Annotated in this window: 26 protein-coding genes; 25 read left to right on the top strand and 1 reads right to left on the bottom strand. The window is 41.3% G+C overall.

Going from position 1 to position 17,692, the window contains the following annotated elements; genetic code table 11:
• The 21 genes from ADH67_RS00705 (at window position 1) to ADH67_RS00605 (ending at window position 12,449) form a co-directional block, all read left to right on the top strand.
• Window positions 1-522 carry a phage baseplate protein gene (locus ADH67_RS00705; RefSeq protein ID WP_066590723.1) on the top strand — a complete coding sequence of 174 codons (522 nt, stop codon included), beginning with the start codon at window positions 1-3 and terminating at the stop codon, window positions 520-522.
• 30 nt (window positions 523-552) lie between these two features.
• Window positions 553-870 carry a phage baseplate plug family protein gene (locus ADH67_RS00700; RefSeq protein WP_066590721.1) on the top strand — a complete coding sequence of 106 codons (318 nt, stop codon included), beginning with the start codon at window positions 553-555 and terminating at the stop codon, window positions 868-870.
• Window positions 860-1,720 (top strand): baseplate hub protein, encoded by an 861-nt coding sequence (locus tag ADH67_RS00695; RefSeq protein ID WP_066590719.1) that lies wholly within the window; start codon window positions 860-862, stop codon window positions 1,718-1,720. Before ADH67_RS00700 ends, ADH67_RS00695 begins: the two co-directional genes overlap by 11 nt.
• A gap of 2 nt (window positions 1,721-1,722) precedes the next feature.
• Window positions 1,723-2,457 (top strand): phage baseplate assembly protein, encoded by a 735-nt coding sequence (locus ADH67_RS00690; RefSeq protein ID WP_066590717.1) that lies wholly within the window; start codon window positions 1,723-1,725, stop codon window positions 2,455-2,457.
• A gap of 21 nt (window positions 2,458-2,478) precedes the next feature.
• The gene (locus tag ADH67_RS00685; protein ID WP_066590716.1) at window positions 2,479-2,850 is read left to right on the top strand and encodes a contractile injection system sheath initiator; all 372 of its coding nucleotides are present in this window, start codon (window positions 2,479-2,481) and stop codon (window positions 2,848-2,850) included.
• 37 nt (window positions 2,851-2,887) lie between these two features.
• Window positions 2,888-4,096, top strand: a complete 1,209-nt coding sequence (locus ADH67_RS00680; protein WP_066590715.1) for a baseplate J/gp47 family protein — start codon at window positions 2,888-2,890, stop codon at window positions 4,094-4,096.
• 28 nt (window positions 4,097-4,124) lie between these two features.
• Complete coding sequence (locus tag ADH67_RS00675) at window positions 4,125-4,754, top strand: baseplate wedge 1 family protein (protein ID WP_066590714.1); 630 nt, start codon at window positions 4,125-4,127, stop codon at window positions 4,752-4,754.
• Window positions 4,755-4,770: 16 nt separating this feature from the next.
• The gene (locus tag ADH67_RS00670; protein WP_066590712.1) at window positions 4,771-5,826 is read left to right on the top strand and encodes a short-chain fatty acid transporter; all 1,056 of its coding nucleotides are present in this window, start codon (window positions 4,771-4,773) and stop codon (window positions 5,824-5,826) included.
• Between the two features lie 48 nt (window positions 5,827-5,874).
• On the top strand, window positions 5,875-6,825 hold the full coding sequence (locus ADH67_RS00665; protein ID WP_066590710.1) for an alanine-zipper protein: 951 nt from the start codon (window positions 5,875-5,877) through the stop codon (window positions 6,823-6,825).
• A 17-nt stretch (window positions 6,826-6,842) separates the two neighbouring features.
• Window positions 6,843-7,142, top strand: coding sequence for a Gp49 family protein (locus ADH67_RS00660; RefSeq protein ID WP_084081391.1), 300 nt, complete (start codon window positions 6,843-6,845; stop codon window positions 7,140-7,142).
• Entirely contained in the window at window positions 7,142-7,747 is a 606-nt protein-coding gene (locus ADH67_RS00655) for a phage tail assembly chaperone (protein WP_066590708.1), read from the top strand. Before ADH67_RS00660 ends, ADH67_RS00655 begins: the two co-directional genes overlap by 1 nt.
• A gap of 426 nt (window positions 7,748-8,173) precedes the next feature.
• The gene (locus tag ADH67_RS00650; protein ID WP_143597695.1) at window positions 8,174-8,980 is read left to right on the top strand and encodes a hypothetical protein; all 807 of its coding nucleotides are present in this window, start codon (window positions 8,174-8,176) and stop codon (window positions 8,978-8,980) included.
• Window positions 8,974-9,375: a hypothetical protein gene (locus ADH67_RS00645; RefSeq protein ID WP_089275686.1), complete on the top strand. Its 402-nt coding sequence runs from the start codon at window positions 8,974-8,976 to the stop codon at window positions 9,373-9,375. The genes ADH67_RS00650 and ADH67_RS00645 overlap by 7 nt, the downstream gene beginning before the upstream one ends.
• Window positions 9,368-9,727, top strand: coding sequence for a hypothetical protein (locus ADH67_RS00640; RefSeq protein ID WP_066590704.1), 360 nt, complete (start codon window positions 9,368-9,370; stop codon window positions 9,725-9,727). The genes ADH67_RS00645 and ADH67_RS00640 overlap by 8 nt, the downstream gene beginning before the upstream one ends.
• A gap of 21 nt (window positions 9,728-9,748) precedes the next feature.
• Window positions 9,749-10,108 carry a hypothetical protein gene (locus tag ADH67_RS00635; protein ID WP_066590703.1) on the top strand — a complete coding sequence of 120 codons (360 nt, stop codon included), beginning with the start codon at window positions 9,749-9,751 and terminating at the stop codon, window positions 10,106-10,108.
• Between the two features lie 212 nt (window positions 10,109-10,320).
• On the top strand, window positions 10,321-10,704 hold the full coding sequence (locus ADH67_RS00630; RefSeq protein ID WP_066590702.1) for a phage holin family protein: 384 nt from the start codon (window positions 10,321-10,323) through the stop codon (window positions 10,702-10,704).
• Entirely contained in the window at window positions 10,688-11,002 is a 315-nt protein-coding gene (locus ADH67_RS00625; protein WP_066590700.1) for a hypothetical protein, read from the top strand. The genes ADH67_RS00630 and ADH67_RS00625 overlap by 17 nt, the downstream gene beginning before the upstream one ends.
• Entirely contained in the window at window positions 10,983-11,498 is a 516-nt protein-coding gene (locus tag ADH67_RS00620) for a lysozyme (RefSeq protein ID WP_066590699.1), read from the top strand. Before ADH67_RS00625 ends, ADH67_RS00620 begins: the two co-directional genes overlap by 20 nt.
• The gene (locus tag ADH67_RS00615) at window positions 11,495-11,875 is read left to right on the top strand and encodes an MbeD/MobD family mobilization/exclusion family protein (RefSeq protein ID WP_066590698.1); all 381 of its coding nucleotides are present in this window, start codon (window positions 11,495-11,497) and stop codon (window positions 11,873-11,875) included. The genes ADH67_RS00620 and ADH67_RS00615 overlap by 4 nt, the downstream gene beginning before the upstream one ends.
• A gap of 23 nt (window positions 11,876-11,898) precedes the next feature.
• Window positions 11,899-12,078, top strand: a complete 180-nt coding sequence (gene nrdD, locus ADH67_RS00610) for an anaerobic ribonucleoside-triphosphate reductase (protein WP_089275684.1) — start codon at window positions 11,899-11,901, stop codon at window positions 12,076-12,078.
• Window positions 12,063-12,449, top strand: coding sequence for a hypothetical protein (locus ADH67_RS00605; RefSeq protein ID WP_089275683.1), 387 nt, complete (start codon window positions 12,063-12,065; stop codon window positions 12,447-12,449). The genes nrdD and ADH67_RS00605 overlap by 16 nt, the downstream gene beginning before the upstream one ends.
• Before the next feature lie 440 nt (window positions 12,450-12,889).
• Here ADH67_RS00605 and ADH67_RS00600 read toward each other — a convergent pair whose 3' ends face one another.
• A complete protein-coding gene (locus ADH67_RS00600) occupies window positions 12,890-13,102 on the bottom strand; it encodes a hypothetical protein (RefSeq protein WP_143597693.1) in 213 nt (70 codons plus the stop codon).
• 368 nt (window positions 13,103-13,470) lie between these two features.
• Here ADH67_RS00600 and ADH67_RS00595 point away from each other — a divergent pair, with 368 nt between their 5' ends.
• From ADH67_RS00595 to ADH67_RS00580, 4 genes are all read left to right on the top strand, one after another.
• Window positions 13,471-14,700: a M20 metallopeptidase family protein gene (locus ADH67_RS00595; protein WP_066590692.1), complete on the top strand. Its 1,230-nt coding sequence runs from the start codon at window positions 13,471-13,473 to the stop codon at window positions 14,698-14,700.
• A gap of 66 nt (window positions 14,701-14,766) precedes the next feature.
• Complete coding sequence (locus ADH67_RS00590) at window positions 14,767-16,035, top strand: amidohydrolase (protein ID WP_066590690.1); 1,269 nt, start codon at window positions 14,767-14,769, stop codon at window positions 16,033-16,035.
• Window positions 16,036-16,075: 40 nt separating this feature from the next.
• Window positions 16,076-17,188, top strand: coding sequence for a DNA polymerase IV (dinB, locus tag ADH67_RS00585; protein WP_066590688.1), 1,113 nt, complete (start codon window positions 16,076-16,078; stop codon window positions 17,186-17,188).
• Window positions 17,189-17,458: 270 nt separating this feature from the next.
• A complete protein-coding gene (locus ADH67_RS00580; protein WP_066590686.1) occupies window positions 17,459-17,686 on the top strand; it encodes an AbrB/MazE/SpoVT family DNA-binding domain-containing protein in 228 nt (75 codons plus the stop codon).
• Window positions 17,687-17,692 lie beyond the last annotated feature (6 nt).

Below are 17,692 nucleotides of genomic sequence, written 5' to 3'. Positions count from 1 at the left end.
ATGGCTTCAATAAATTCAGTTATGGGTTTCGCTTGGACAGTAGTTAGCGATAACCTCTTACCTTTTGTTCCGTATACTTCTATCGGTTCTATTGACTCTGATAGAAGTTCTAAGATACCTACCGAGCCGATTGAAAACGGACAACTTGCGGCCTATAACATTGTCCGAGAACCTGAGCGGGTTAATGTTGAGTTCTTATTCAATGGTAGTTATCCCGTGCAGGTTTTGGCCTTAGCCATGCTAGATAAGAAAATCCAGAGTACAGAAACTTGTACGATTTTTTCCCCGGCCAAAATCTGGCGCAATATGGCACTAGATCATTACGATTTTACGAGAACTCAATCGACCGGAGCTTGTTTCTTATCAGTACATTGTTCTTTTGTAGAAATTATTAGCGTTGATTTAAGTACTCAAAAAACAAAGTACTCGCCTAAGCGTGCAACCTCTGCAAATAAAGTAAATACCGGACAGGCGCAAACCAGAACTTCATTCTTTAAGAGTGTTTCGAATAAGTTTAAATAAGTTTAGATAAGTTTAAATAAGGGATAAAACATGATTGAACAGATTGAAATATCCCCTCTTCCGTGGCAAGAGTTTTCAGTTGTTCTTGACTCTCAAAACTGCGTGATTCAGCTTAGACAGGTTGCGGAATCACTCTATTGTGATTTGACCTGCAACGAGATTGAGATATTCAAGGGGCGTAAGGTTTGCGTTGGGACAGATATTAATTGTTACCCCTCCCCTAACTTTAATGGAAGATTGTACTTTATAGATACTTTAGGGCAGTCCGATCCACAGTACGAAGAGTTAAATACAAGGTGGTTATTGCTTTATGAGAGCACCGATAGCGAGGCTTCTAATGAACAATAATGAAACTACCTACACTCAAAAAGATATCGCCGTTACGGTTACTTTAGACGGGCAGGAAGCCTTAACAATCCGAGACCTTGCGATGAAAGTAAGCATTACTAAGTCAGGATGTCCGGCATTCCCTAAAGCCACGGTAAGTATTAAAGGATTATCTTTAAACACAATGGAACGATTAACCCACTTAGGATTTAAATCGTTTTCATTGAAAAGAAATAAGATAAATATTTCTGCGGGTCAAAAAGGTAAAACCTTATCGGTTGTTTTCAAGGGTGAGATTGTCAACGCTTGGGCGGACTTTAACGCCTCGCCTTCACCTGACTTTAAGATTGAAGCCAACTGCGGACTGTTTCCGGCTTTAATTCCTCAAGCTCCAATTTCCGTTAATGGTAATCAAACAGTGGCCGGATTGATTGACCAATTAAGTAAAGAAGTTGGATACGTATTTGAGAATAACGAAGTAACCGCCTCAATCAAAGACTGCATTATTAACGGTGACCCGGTCACAAAAATGCGCCGTATAGCCGAGGCCGTTGGTGCCGATCTTTTATTTGATGATGAAAAAGTTGTATTAATGCCCAAGAATGCAAGCCGTAAAGACCAAGGCGGTATTCCACTTATTAATGCGCAAAACGGAATGATCGGCTATCCGACTTTTTCCAATAATGGCATTAACGTATCTTGTTTTTTCCGACCTGAGCTAAGAATCGGTGCGAACTTCAAACTAGAATCTATCGTACCTCACGCCTCCGGCACTTGGAAAATAGTAGGACTTAATCATCAACTGAGCGCAAATGATCCGGGCGGGAACGCTTGGAAAACACAAATTAATGCGATTTTCCCAAGGTGGTAAGTATGGCAGACGAGAAAGAACTTAGTGCAGGATATAACGATTTTGCAAGCTCAAATGAAACTAACGCCCTTAATTTCTTTGTTTCCTCGCTTATCTCTAAAATCGTTAGCACCTCATTACCTGTTGTCGTTACAGCAGTAGAGAGAAACGGGAAAGATAAAGGAGCGGGTTACGTATCAGTAAAACCGCTTTTACAGCCAAGAAATAATAAAGGTCAAGGCTTACAAGTTACCAACATTCCTAAGTTGCCATATTTCCGATTACAACATGGTAAGGCAGCCGTAATTTGTGACCCTAAGGTCGGAGATATAGGCCTTGCGGTTGTTGCCAAAAATGATATTTCCAACATTAACGGAGACAATACGCCTAAGGTTCCGGCAACTTTTAGACAATTTGACCCGTCCGACTCTTTCTATATTGGTGGTTTTTGGGGCAGTGCGCCCGAGGTATTTATTCATTTAGAAGATGAAGGAACTATTGCTATTGAAGCCCCTCAAGAAGTCACGATAAAGACCAAGAGCGCAAAAGTTGAGGCGCAGACTATGGAAGTAACGGCCTCTTCTTCGTTTACTGTTACAGCCCCGCAAATTAATTTGAATGGAGCTATTTCTGGCGGTGGTGCTGGCGGTGAAAATGCAACGTTTAGCGGGGATGTATCAGCTCAAGGAATTAGCCTTACTACTCACACTCATACGGGCGTACAAAGCGGTGATTCAAGCACCGGACAACCGGAATAAATTAATCAGGACTTTTAGATTATGGCGCACGAAAATAAAACGGCGTTACTTGACCCAAACAGTTGGGATTTACAGCTTACGCCAGAGGGGAATATTTTATTAACCAGCGGTAATCTTGCTATAGCTCAAAACTTAGCTAATGAGATAAGACTATGGACGAATGACGCTTACTTCCAACAGGAAAACGGCATTAATTGGAAAGAGGCTCAATTAGCTAAGAGCTTAGATACAACCGTGTTATCGCAAGTTATCAGAGAAGCCGGGAATCGGACTCAAGGGGTGCAATCTGTAGACAGCGTAACAGTAACCGAATTTGACGAAGAGAATCGAATACTACACGGTGAGATAACAATCACTACAGAATTACAAGAAACACTTACTTTTAATTTTTAAAGTTTTAATTTATTTTCTTTAATTAGGTTTAAACGCAATGGCACAAGTAATTTTTAATCCGCAAACAGGCGTAACTTTGCCTAGCACACAAGAAATTAGACAAGACATAGGAGAAAAGATACAGCAAGCATTTCAAACCTCACCCGATGAACCACTCTTAAATATTGAGCCTTCTTCGCCAATGGGACAGGTTTTAGATTTAATTGTTTCCGAAATTGAGGCTAAGAATGCAGAAATTATTTTTTTATCAAACATGGTTAATCCTGTAACTGCAACAGGAAAATTCCTAGACGCTTTGGCTTCGCTTTACGGCTTAGATAGAAAGATATCCGAACCGACAGTAGTTAACTGTAAATTGACAGGTTTAAAAGGTACAGTAATCCCTTATGGAGCTATTGCCCAAGACTCACAAGGTAATCAATACCGACACTCCAACGCCTCCGGTGCAAAAATCGCAGATAACGGAACAGTACTTACAACGTTTACAGCTATTGAACATGGCCCGTTAGAAGTTGCAAGTAATGCGGTAAATAAAATAGTCACTACTATCGCAGGTTGGGATTCAATTACAAATCCAACGGCGGGAATTATTGGGCGTGATGAAGAGACCGATTCCGAATTAAGAAACCGCATGATTGAAAGTTATGCGATTAATGCAACCGGTTACGTTGAGGCAATTCAAGCGAATCTTGCTGCCTTGGACGGTGTTTTAGATGTCCGAGTTCTTGAAAATCCAAACAATACTAGCATTGAAAAATTTGGAGTAACGATTAATCCGCATTCAATCCTTATCTCTATCGTTGGCGGTGAAGATGAAGAAATAGCCAAAACGATTTACCAGCGGAAAGACGCAGGATGTGGAACGACCGGAGACTATCAAGTTAGCTATACAGATGAGAATTTTTATAACGCTACGTACACTTATAACATTGTGCGCCCTGAATCTCAAGCATTAAAGATTAAAGTAACTTTTTTTGGTTCGTCTATGAATCCAACCGAAAAGAACTTAGTAATTCAATCTTTAATTACTGACGTAACGGGCGGTGGTGCTAATGATAGAGTTTCGCTAGCGTCAACCGTTTACGCTTCTCGTTTTTACTCTGTAATTCAAAATTCAACAACCGCCCCTATTGCTTCAATTGAGGTTGCATTAGGTACCGGAACACTTGCTAGTAGTGTACAGATACCCGCAGATATTGAACCAACAATCAGTGAGTCAGATATCACTATTGCATTTACTTCTTAGTTATATAAGTTTTTTGGAGGTGCAAAAAATGTCTGATTCGACCACATGGCGCAATATCTTAAGTGTTTCCGATTTTCGGAAACTATCTAACGTTCGATGTCTAATTTCTATCGCTTTGCAATCTCAATATTCACATTCGCAAAAGTATCAGCAATTAGCGATGTTGTTTAATGAAGAATTAGACGCTAGCCCGCAACTAGATTACTTCTTTCAAAAAATCCTAAACCCTGCAACTTCGCAGGGTGTTTTTTTGGACTGGTGGGGACGGCGGGTAGGCGTAAATAGAAACTTAGTTATTGATAACGTTGACACTCGCTTAGATGATGAACTTTTCAGGTTTTTAATCTTCTATCGAGCGGTTGTAAACGTATCTAATTCAACTAGCGCAACGATTAACAAACTACTTACAAAGTTAATCGGCTTACCTGCATTCGTTAACGATTATCAAGATATGAGTATCAATATCCGCATTGTTGGTGAACCTACCAGCGTACAGATAGCGATTTTAAAAAATTACGGGTTACTAAATAGGCCAGCGGGCGTATTAGCAAATGTTGAAACCGTAACGCCTTCTAACCTTGTTTTTGGGTTCTTTGGTCAAAAACTTTTGCCGTTTAATCAGGGTGTATTTAACCCCTCGAAAACAATTGAAATTTAATTGAGATATATCAATCATGAGCAATTATCCACAGTTTCAAATTCAATCAACCATTGCGAAAGACGGGGATTACACAATTCCGCCATTAACCCCGACCGAAGCAGGAACGGGGCGTTTATCGCAACAAAACGGTTGGGGTCATGAGAATGCAATCCCTATTGAACAAGGCGGAATCCCACCGCACAAAAACGATTTCAACGGGATTTTACTTTTACTTTCTCAATTCACTGTTTGGTATCAACAAGGCGGGATTATGAATTATTCCGCTTTATTAAATTATGAAGTTGGGAATGAAGTATTACAAAACGGAACTAAGTACAGGTGCGTAAAAGTTAATGGCCCGGCTTCAACTGTTGTTGCTCCCGGCTCAAACCGCACCTATTGGAAAAATATAGATGTAACCGTTCCGGCCGGCGCAATTATGGCTTTTCATAATGTGCAAATGGGCGGAACTGACAACAGAAATCCGATTTTCTGGGGCACTACTCAACCGGATACGGGCTGGGTTCTTTGTGACGGAGGTTCGGACGGAAAAGGTGGCGTAACGCCAAACCTTATTGATAAATTCGTTAAAGGTTCTACTGTTGAGAATGCAGGTAAAACAGGCGGATCGGCTACGTTAGATATTCCTAATATTGCAGTAAATGGAGTAATCGGTGGAACTACTTTAACTATTGAACAATTGCCTTCTCACACACATTCAGGCAGCACAAATACAACGGGTAATCATGCTCATACAAGAGGAAGCATGAATATCACGGGACAAATTGGTTGCGATGACCGAGCAGGAAATATAGCGACTGGATGTTTTTCTAGCGGAAAACAGAGTACACATAACACTTCGGCTTCCGGTGGTGATAATGCTCCATGGGGTTATTTCCAAATGAACGCTGCTAATTCATGGACTGGAGAAACCTCCTCAAATGGCAATCACTCACACACATTTACGCTTAATTCTGTTGGGGGTGGACAAACACATACGCATACATTAACTGCAAATACAAGTATTTCAGGCGTATCTAATGAGCCTCCGTTTTACACCGAGGCTTACTTTATGAAACTTCCTGAATAACGGGCATGAATGAAAAACAAAAAATAAATTTTAAAGAGGTAATTCAAAATGACTCTAAAGAAATTTGAATTTCATTACACGCCCACGGGAACGGGCGTAATTAGCGGGCCGGAGGTTCTAAAACAAACCGAAGACGCTATTAATGAGATTGGAGAATATGCAGATAATGCCTCGGATAACTCCGAAGAGGCGTTAAATATCGCTAAGGAAGCTAGGACAACGGCTCAAACCGCAAATTCGACAAGTTCTAATGCTTTGGCCGTTGCAAATAGTGCTAATGAGAAGGTTGAAACTTTAAAGCAAGTAGTTGACGATTGGGACGCAGATATACAGTTGTCTATTTCTAACTCAACTTCTGCACTCACGGCCTCAAGCCAAGCGATTCAAACGGCTAATACTGCGGTAACTTCTTCTAATGAAGCTAAGACTAGCGCACTAACCAGCGCACAAACCGCACAATCAGCATTAAATAGTGCGTTACAGGCTCAAAATTCCGCAGAAAGTGCACAAAATTCAGCTGAAACAGCTCAAAACTTAGCAGAAACAGCGCAACAACAGGCGCAAAGTGCAAAAGAAGCAGCCGAAACAGCCCAAGCCAATGCATACGCAGTAAGAACTATAGATAGTGATTTGAGTATTTCTCAAACAATCAATATTGCGGATTTAAAACCGCAGGGAAATATTAAGGTTGGTGATACGGTTGTTGGTACTGACGGACGAATGTTTACTTTAGTATCAATTGATACCACGGCAGGAACGGCGGTTACCTCGTCTACATGGGTCGATTTAACGCCTAATGTTTCATACTCATCTACTCAATCATTAACCGAAACAGAACAAACCACAGCAAGAAATAACATTGGTTTTAACACGGGAATCGACAATTACCTATGCCCGATTCTTGAAGAGTTAATACTTGAGAACGGCGGGACTCAAGAAGAAATTGACAAAATAATCAACGGAACGGATACCGAATCAGAAACAGAAACAGGAACCTAAACGGAGAAATATTAAAAATGAACACAAGTGAAATTAAAGAAGAAGCAAGAAAATCTTGCAAGTTTCCCTTTATCAATAATGAAACAGTAGACGCATTAATTGAGCGGGCAGACTATCACCACGTTAAAGGAACCGGAACAATGGTATGCACTCTTGTATTGAAAAATCGCTTTACTGTTACTGAGATATCCTCGTGCGTTGATATCCGCAATTTTTCAGAGGAAACCGCCAAAAAAATCTCTTATTCGAAAGCAAGAGATAAAGTTTTCCAATTTGTCGCTTTTGGTTTTTGTTCGGAGCATTACGGAGATAATTAATGAAAACACTTGATGAAGTTAAGCAAGAGTATTTACAAGAGGCCTTAAAACGGCCTCTTTCTCGTTATAGCCTGAAAAATGCAAATGGCAAGATTGTTGTTGAGTCTAACTCTCAAGGACAACACGCTTTTACAGACGAACAAGATGAAGACTACGCACGACAACATTACAAAGTATCCGAAAACTTTAAAACTTCGGAAGGGAAAGTAATCACATTTTGGAAAATGGAATTATCCCCGAGCGGTTTATTTAGAAGTGCTGACGGCAACTACTACACAGAAAATGAGTTACCGGAAAACGATGACGACTTCATTAAAAGCAAGTATTCTGATGTAATCAAGGTAGAACGTAACGCCCGTATCTGCGACACTGACGATTACATCAAGTTACCGGACATCACAGTGCAGAAAATGGCTAAAGCTAAGAGAACCGCTTTAAGTGATGAAGACAGAGCGTACTTAGAAGCCTATCGACAAGCATTAAGAAATATGCCAGAGACGGCAGGTTTTCCATTCGTTGACTGGCCGGAATTCCCAAGTGCATTGGCCTATGAATTACAGCAAAAAGTAGAAAGTAGAGATCGAATGAAACAAGGAGGGTTTTAAATGCTCAAACAATTAGCAAGTTTGCTATGTAGCCTATTTGTTCCTAAGCGAAATATGGGAGGGGGGGGGTAGATAGTAAAACCGTATACGGATACCGTTTGTCCGAGTTATCTGTTCCTCTTTGGCCAAACACAGTTCTTCTAAGTAACGAAAAAGATAATGTTCAGTACACAGCACCAGCAGACGGGGTTGTTTATTGCCGTGCTCTTGGTTTAGCACAAGGAGCAACAACTATTACGGCGGCAATAACTATAAACGGAATGCCAATAGTAACTCGAACAATAGAAGCTGATACTAGTGTTTGGGCTCCAATAAGGAAAGGGGAAACGGCAACTTTATATACAAATGGGGAAACCAATAGACAACGGTACTTCATTAAATTTAATTAACCGCTCGTACTCTCTGGAGTTCGGGCAGGGAGACAAAATGTTAAAACAATTAATCCAGCGACTACTAGACAGTCGCACAACGCCCGAACAGGCGGCGCATAGCGCTATGCCTAAGCCTGAGCTCTCAACGATTATTTCAGAAGTGGTTGCAGACAAGGGGTGGCATTCTTTAATTGCGCCATTCGATGGGTATTTTTCTGCAAAAGCAATTACAAATCACCTCCTTATAGAAAACTCTTCAAGTCAGTGGCAAGGTGTTACTGCTTTGACTAATGCCGGCTATATGGGATTCACTTTGCCGATGACCAAAGGATCAGAAGTTCGATATCAGTTAGATCCTATAAGCACTGGAGTCATATTGAGTTTTTCGAGAGCTATTGGGGGGGGGTATAACTGCCTTATTAAGGAGGTTCAATTATGCTTAAGAACCTCCTACAGCTCCTGCTTGAAACTTTTATCAAGAGTAAAAAGGCTTGGATTAGCGAACAGTCCAACTTATCGAATCAGGCAACTAACTACACAATCTCCGGCTTCACCGCACAGTCAAACGGAGAAAGTACATTTGACAAAACATATACGGCACCAAATGACGGCTGGTTTATTAGCGGATATTGGTTTGTATCGGCATTATCTTTGTCAAACCTTTCAAAATCTGAAATTGGTTGTGGAAAAACTTGGGGAGAAGATACCAACGAAGACTTGCGAGTTTTCGTCCCTTGTTGTAAAGGGGATAGTGTACGGTTGCGGATTAGAACTGTTACGCCAGAAAGAGCAGCCGGATTTTTTAGGTTCATTCCCAAGGCTGGAATTATTTAACTTAGCAAAGGGAGGCTTGCCATGCTAAAACAAACATTAAGCCTCCTGCTTTCTAAGTTTTACAGTAAGCAGGAATCGGCAGATGTTGGTCATCAGGCTATGCCTTCTGCTTCATCTGTTTCTATTACTCTTCCTGCAAGTAATGGGACTACTGAAAAGGAATATTCTTACACTGCACCAAGTGACGGATATATAGTCCTAAGAGATAAAGGCTATCCAAAAACCGCTTCTTATGTCATATCAAATCAATACGCCGAAGGAATAACAAGGCCTCAATCAGCTATTGATATAAATATCTGTACACCCGTAACAAAAGGAAGTGTTACTTATTTACGTTATTGCGGGAATAACCCAACAGCTCAATTTATTAAGTTAATCGGGGGGGGGTACTTAGCTATCTTCAAGGGGGTGCAATATGCTTAAATCACTTATTGCACTCTTTGCGGAAACATTCCTTAGGAATAAAAAATCGTGGATTCAGGCAATTAATACGCCGCATTGGCATGGGGATGTCAAGATTGACGTTCAATCATTACCGGATTACGAACCTAACAATTATTTCAAAAGGTATGTACCGCCTGCTAATGGCTTTGTTGTCTATGCAAGTACCGGAGAGTCTGAGCAGTTTTGTTTACAAACCCAAGGATTTTTCTCTATGTATGTTAGCGGATACAACTCTTTGGTTATCCGAGTGTACAAGGGAGAAACAGTATTTTTACAAGCGAAAGATACTAAAGAACTTTGTAGATTCGTACCGCTTAGAGAGAACGAATAAAGTTAAGTTAGGAGGTGCGTTATGAGTTTAAAGGCGTACCTCCAAACTCTCATTTCAAAATTAGGCGTTATCAACACAACAGGCTTGATAACAGAAACTGGTGAGGTGACAGGGATAGAAAGCACTCCGCACGAAAGACGAGTTTCTTTTATTGCTCCTCGTTCTGGATATGTCGTAGTTCTTATTAAGTTTGATGTATCTATTGTTAACCTTATGGTTAACGAGAAGAGTTTTACACAGATATCCAAAGGAGAACGTGACGGCACTTACCAAGCGGTCTATGCCCCGTGCGCTAAAGGTGACACTGTAGAAGTTGCGGTTTTAGCTCATGCGAATGGAGTAGTTCAATTTAATTTCTTCCCGATAAACAACGGTAAGTAATTAATCAACCATTGCGCCCCTACCTCGTTTTTTTATCCGCCCTTTCAAACCTATTTTATTTCAATAAGTTAGCTTTAGTTTTTTTAATATTTTAGGTTTAAAGGGCGGACGTTTATCTGCCCTTTAAAAGGAGGTAAGTAGAAAAAAATTTATTTCAAAACAACAAAAACCAACAAACCTCAATCACCAAATTTTTTAATTAGAGGGAGATTATGCCAACAAAAAATCCGGCGGTATGGTCTGATTTTCTTACAGCTATAGGTCAAATTACCGCAATTTTAATTCTTGTATGTGCTCTGGCTGGCCCGGCACAACAGTATTCGAAAGGTGAAAAAATGTTCAATTTATTTCACTATCTTGCTGAGGTCGTTACCTCGATGGTTGCCGGCTTTATCGTGTATCTACTCCTAAGAGTAACTGAAATACATGAAGAATGGATTGCTGCCTTTTCCGGCTTAGGTGCATATTTTGGAAACAGAATTATGAACCTTCTATACCGCTTCATGGTCGGTAAGTTAAAAATCGCTTTTTATGAAAATACAGATAAAAAGCTCGAATCTTTAGAAGTGGGAGGGAAAGATGATAGAAAGAATTAACCTAAGGCAATGTTTCAATGGTGTTCTAAAAGCCTTGTTGTTCGTGGCGTTTTATGTTGCGGGAGTGATGACAAACTCGCAACTATCAGAGTACACAATCGTGACGCAAAAAGAACGAATTGAATATCTTGAAAATGAAACGGCTATCCAGCGATTACAGATTAATGAGCTGAATAAAAAAGCAGCAGAAAACAGTGAAAATCTAAAGAAACTAGAGAATATTCAATCCGTTATCGAAACAATAAAAAAAGATATTTCTTATCTAAAGGGACAACATAATGAATCATTCAACAAGTAACCAAGAAGAAAAATTACCTTTTTCGCAATGGAACCCGTTAGTTGCGGAAAATTTTGTTAAAGAGTGGGAAGGATTAAGGCTTAAGGCTTATAAATGCTCTGCTAATACTTTAACCATTGGTTATGGACATACAAAGAACGTAAAACCGGGTCAAACAATCACTAAACAACAAGCCGATAAATATTTAAAAGATGATTTGACTGAGCACGCCGAGGCGTTATCTAAATACGTAACTTGCAAGTTAACAGAGGGTCAATACATAGCTTTACTGGATTTGGCTTTTAATGTCGGTGTTGGTGCGGTTGCAAAATCTAAAACATTAGAACTGCTTAATGCCGGAAAGATTGAAGAAGCAAAAAAAGGATTTTTATCTTTCGCAAAACAAAAAATGAAAGATAAGAATGGAAATATTCTGAGAGACGAGCACAGGCGCATTATGTATGAAGTTGTTAACGGCTTAATGAATAGAAGAAAAGCGGAGGTTGCCTTAATGTGAATATCTTATCTTTAGTTAAAGCAAGCGCAGGAATTTTATTAGTTCTCTGCGCTTATTTTTTGGGTTTGAATCAAGGTAAAAATTCGGAAGAGTTAAAAAATGCTCGCTCGCAAGTATCGCAACTTACACAAACAATACAAGAGTACGAAACAAGACAAAAAGACTGGAATATTGCCATGGCTGATCTTCGTAAGTCTGAGTCTATTGCTCGTTCTGACTCTGAGCGGTTGCGCCAACGAGTCAATAGTCTTGAAAAACGAGCCAAAACCTCCGAATCTCGAATCGCAATTCAATGTTTCCGATTGGAATCAGAGAGTAGAAAGTTACTTCTTGAGGCAAGAGGAATTATTGAGTATTGCCGAAAAGCACTTCAATGAGAATTTCCAAGGAGATAAATAAAATGGATAAAGACTTACAAACTTACGATATTAAAAATTCAGAAAGAACTAAATGCGAAGTCTGGACTCGTGTTATGGGTTACCACCGTCCGATTGATAGTTTCAATATTGGAAAGAAGGGAGAATTTGCAGACAGAAAATATTTCACTGAAGAAAAAGCCTGTCCATGCTCACGAAATTAAAAATATTTATGGTTGTAGCCGGCGGTATTGTTTCGCTCGTTACAGCTTATTCTGCTGGCTACTATCAAGCAAAAGAAACCGAGGAACTGAAGAATGCCCGTTCTCAAATCGCAACGCTCCAGAGCGTTGTTCAAGAGTTCAAAGCCAAGCAAAAAAGCGATGCAATTGCTCTGGCTCAACTACGCATTGATGAGTCTGCTCGCCGTACTGAGCTTGACCGGATGCGCCAGCAACTCGCAAACATTGAGAGAATGTCCGGAGCTAACGCCAATCGAGGGCTTAATAGATGTCTCCGAGGCAGAATCGAAACTCAAGAGCTTGCGGAAAGACTTGCAAGATCAGTTAAATTCTGCGCAGAGAATCACCGGTAGACAAAAGCCCCAATAAAACTTTGGGGCCGTCCGTTTATTTTTCTTTAAATGTTTTTTTAGGATTGACACAGATAAAGGAGACATAAAAAACTCCTTTATTTTTTTTTCAGCTCGGGGTCAAAGTCGGGGGCAAAATAAACTTTACTTTTAAATACCTTGAGTATCAATACCATTCAGTTCTGGCTCGGGCCACCACAAAACTCTTTCTCCTTTCCTGCATATCTGCAAAAAAATCAATCCTCCTAAGTAAAACAAAAAAGCCCTTATTTGTTGGATTTTTCAGCCATTTTCGTTTTTAAAGCTAAGAGTTAAAAACACTTACATAAAAGGTTGAAAAACAGTTGGAAGGAGATTGCCTATCACATCTATTTCGCATCATCTCGAATCATTAAAAGGCGCTGGCGTCACGGAATGGATGAGTGAGCCAATTGTTGATAGGTTTAAGCAAAGTTCGGCTGTAGCTGAACGCTATAAACAAGTAAAAAATAAATGTTCATCCTTACGGGCAAAAGAACAACCAGTAAACCATAAAGCATAGCCAGAGAAGAAAAAAAGCCACCCACAAATAAAACATAGAGAAGATTATTAAAAAGCGACAGAAATGGATGTTCTGCTCTGAAAATTTCATCGTATTTGCGATTTGCACGTGCCATCTTCTCTAACTCTTCAGGCGACGGCGGAAGTCCCACACACATGATGCTCGCTCCTAATAATTCATTTCATTTTAGCTCTTTCGCTAAGATCTCCCGTACCACAAGCTTAGATTAGAGGCGGTTTGTTTTATCTTGATTTTGTACATATTTTTCTAACTTATCGAATGTAAACGAAAGATACATTTCAAATATAGTTTGACATCTGCTCTGGTAAAACTGATGCCTTCCACTGAACTCCTCCTGGACACTAGCCATTTCTATTTACCTCCCCGCTCCAAAGAAAACATTCCATTAATGACCTTCGAGCTTTATCATTAGAAGATCAACAGTTAAAAATCTCATCCGTTTATTTTATTTGGGTGTTATAAATGTCAAACCAGCTTTACGATTCTTCCATCTTCCAAGAAATAAAGAAACAACAACAAGAACTAACCTCTTATCGACGTCGAATCCATTCTCAGCCGGAAATAGATTTTGAAACCTCTAATACCGTCCAAGCTATCAAAGAATTTCTCAATGCAAAAAATATTTTCTCTGTTGATACTGAAGTATCTCGGGGAAGTCTTATCGCCGTTATAGACGGAAACCGACCTGGTCCTACTATTGCTTTGCGCGCAGACATCGATGCTCTTCCCTTGCAGGATGCAAGCACAAACGCATGGAAAAGCCAAATTACTGAAAGATGTCACGCTTGCGGCCATGACGGACATCAAACATGGTTATTAGCAGCTGCCGATTATCTCCACTCTCACAACGATTTTCCGGGAAGAGTGGTTTGTATTTTCCAAGCCGCCGAAGAATCGGTCTCCGGTGCCAAGAGCGTAGTTGAGTCCGGAATTTTTCAAAAATATGATATCCAAGAAGTCTACGGTGCACATAACGAGCCTTTCTTGGATTTAGGAAGCATAGGCTTTAAAATCGGCGCTCTAATGGCTTCAGCCGATTACTTCAAAATTTCTCTGTTCGGCAAAGGAACTCACGGCGCACGCCCTCATTTAGGAATTGATACTTTCCCGGCGGTAACCGAAATTTATCAGGCTCTCCAAACCATCGTTTCTCGCAATGTCGATCCTTTGGAATCTATCGTTCTGTCCGTCTGTTCCGTAGTTTCCGGCAACGGCACTTCTTATAACATCATCCCGGCTAAATCTGAAATGGTCGGTACCGTCAGAACCTTTTCTCCGGCCGTAAGAGACTTTGCGGAAAAGCGTTTGCATGAAATCGTAAAAGGCATTTCTTATGCCCATAACTTGGACTTCGAGGTTTCGTATAACAGACTGACGGGCCCGGTGATTAACGACAAAGAATGTACTGAATTTGCCGTTAAGACCGCTGAAGAACTTCTTGGAAAAGAAAATGTGCTCCCGGCTTTAAGTCCGACCATGATTAGTGAAGACTTCAGCGAATATGAGGAAGTTGTTCCGGGAACAATGTTCTTAATCGGTGTCAGAGATAAAGAACATACTCAGCCTCTTCATCATCCTTCTTATGACTTCAACGATAAGGTAATCCCGCTGGCTGCTGCCTTCTTTATTGAATTGACCGTAAAAAGACTGGCCTATCTTGCAACAAAAGAAGATAAGACTGGAAGAAATTAAACACCTTCTTTAGACTTATTAAATTCCTTAATCTTTCTTAAAACTATTAAGTAAGGAGAACTCTAAATGTATAGCTTAAATGACATGGTTGCCCTAAGAAGAGAAATCCACTCTTTCCCGGAACCTGGTTGGTGTGAATTTGTCACAACATCAAAAATCGTTGAAAGACTTAAAGCTATGGGTGTCGAACCGCTGGTCGGCAAACAAATCATCAACCCCGAATTCATTGCAGGCAGAAATCCTGCTGCAGTTCAAGCCGCACTTGCCGCTGCTCAAGCTAAAGGAGTCTCTCAAGAACTTCTAGACAAAATGGAAGGTTATACCGGTACCGTCGCCGTATTCAAAACAGGACGTCCGGGACCTGTCATTGCCGTTAGATTCGACATCGACTGTGTTGAAGTTTCTGAAGCTCAAGAGCCTCAGCATAGACCCTTCGCTGAAGGATGGAGCAGCCAGAATCCGGGCAGAATGCATTCCTGCGGCCATGACGGCCATCTGACAATGGGAGTTGGCCTTTGCAGCTGGATTGCAGAGAACCTGGACAAACTTTGCGGAACAATCAAAGTACTCTTCCAGCCGGCAGAAGAAGGCGTCCGCGGTGCAAGACCAATCGCTGAAAGCGGCGTCCTGGACGATGTTGATTTCTTGTTCGGCAACCATCTCGGCCTTGGTGTTGATACCGGAATTATCTCTGCCGTCCCGGGCGAATTCCTCGCTACAACAAAACTGGATGCTACTTTCACAGGCGTTGCGGCTCACGCTGGTGCCAACCCGGAAAAAGGCAAGAATGCTCTGTTGGCAGCAGCTACCGCTGCTCTTGCTATTCATGCTCTTCCAAGACCGATCGGTCCGGTATCCGCGTTGAATGTCGGTACTCTAAGAGCTGGAGAAGGCAGAAACGTTTTAGCTCCTAATGCTTTCATGCAGCTGGAAGTCAGAGGTGAATCCGAAGAAGTTAACGCTTTGATGAGAGAAGAAGCTATTCGCCGCCTGCAAGGCGCAGCAGATATGTACGGCTGCGAATTGAAAATCGACAAGGCCGGCGAAGCCACTGAATTTAATCCTGATCCGGAAGCCATCGCCATCGCTGAAGAAGCTGCTGTTAAAACTGTCGGAGCCGAAAATGTACAGCATCTGGATCTCAAGCTTGGCAGCGAAGATGCAACGATCCTCCTGCGCAGAGTCCAGTCTCATGGCGGCAAGGGAACATTCATCGTGTTCGGTTCTACTCTGAAAGCCGGTCACCACCAGCGCCTCTTCGACTTCGACGAAGAAGTTCTTTCCATTGCTGTTAATTTCTACAAGAACCTGTTAACCAAAACTAACGGCATCTAATCTCGGAAAGGACTGAGAAAAAGCGGCATCCTCGTTAAATATGAAGAAGTCTTCGGATACGAAAATCGATCCTTACTCACCGGTTTGGAATAAGTACAGAAAGATTCTTCACATTGACTTGGATGCCTTTTTTGCGTCCGTAGAACAGCGAGATAATCCTTCTCTTGTGGGTCTGCCGATTGCCGTAGGCCTTAATAAAGCACGAGGAGTCGTTGCTTCCTGCAGCTACGAAGCCAGAAAATTCGGTGTTCACTCGGCACAGCCTTCTCATCTTGCCGCCAAACTTTGCCCAAACCTTATCTTTGTTGAAGGACGGATGGAAGCCTACAAAGAGGCCTCTGAAAATATTCTCGAGATATTTCGCAGATACACCGAGCTGATAGAACCTGTCTCCATTGACGAAGCTTTCTTAGATGTCACGCAGAACAGGTTGGGCCTTCGTTTCGGCGTTGACTGTGCAAAAGCAATCAAAAAAGATATCAGAAAAGAAGTTGGCCTCGTAGCCTCGGCCGGCGTCTCCTACAACAAGTTCTTGGCTAAGATTGCAAGCGATTGGAAAAAACCCGGCGGCTTATTCGTTATTCATCCGGCTAAAGCACAAAATTTCATTGACAAGCTCCCCGTTAAAGCTATATGGGGTGTAGGACCTGTCACTCAGAAAAAGATGGACTCTCTGAATATTCACACCTGTTCGGACCTCAGAAAACAATCCTTATTTTTTCTAACCGAACAATTTGGCAAAGCCGGTCTTAGCTACTACAACTATGCCCGCGGAATCGATGAGCGTCCTCTTAGAGTCAATCGCATCCGCAAACAAGTCAGCGCTGAAATCACGTTCTCCAAAGACCTTTCTGACCTGTCAGACATACAGGAAGGAATTTCCAGAGTCGTCTGTCAGCTCAAAGAAAGAATGACCAGACGTCAATTCAGAGGTTTCTCACTGACATTAAAAGTGAGAATGAGTGACTTCAAAACATTTTCCCGTTCTCACACCTTCGACCACATCTTAGAGGACCCTCAAGAAATTTATGAAGAGTCCTTAGAGTTGCTCTCTAAACTCGATTTGAGCAAAAAAGTTCGATTAATTGGAATAGGAATCGGCTCTCCTCTGGAAGTTGAGCAAGAGGAGCTACTGCCATTCTTGGAGTTCTGACGCTCAACGTTTTATCCGTAGCACACCTCAAAATCCAAACGACCCACCCTTGACAAAGCACCTTTTTCATCGAAAAAAGCTATCACTCAAATTGGTACTTTTATTTGTTCATATTCGGGGATATCCCTTAATATCAAGACAGGTAAAGGAGAAATTCAAGATTTTCGCATTAGTAATTTAACTTTGTCTTTCTCTCCTCTCTCAGCCCGAGAGACACCCTACCTCATAGCTGTTTAGGTTGAGGTAGTTACCAAAATCAAGGAGGGCGTTATGTCTAACTCTTTTGCCGCTACGTCGTTAGTATGGGTCAATGGACAAGTAACGATTCCCAAATACGTATTAGACGTTCTCGGTGTTCATAGCGGTCACCATGAAAGTGTGACATTCATCATTGAAGGCGATACAGTGCGCCTCGTTAACTCCGCTGTTTTTTCCATGCAGCATCTGCAGAACAGCCTGAAAACCGGCGATCCGGATAACGAAAAAGAAACTGCCTAGCTTACT

The organism is Turicimonas muris, assembly GCF_002221595.1.
Lineage (GTDB): Bacteria > Pseudomonadota > Gammaproteobacteria > Burkholderiales > Burkholderiaceae_F > Turicimonas > Turicimonas muris.
This window is presented reverse-complemented; position numbering and strand designations above follow the sequence as displayed.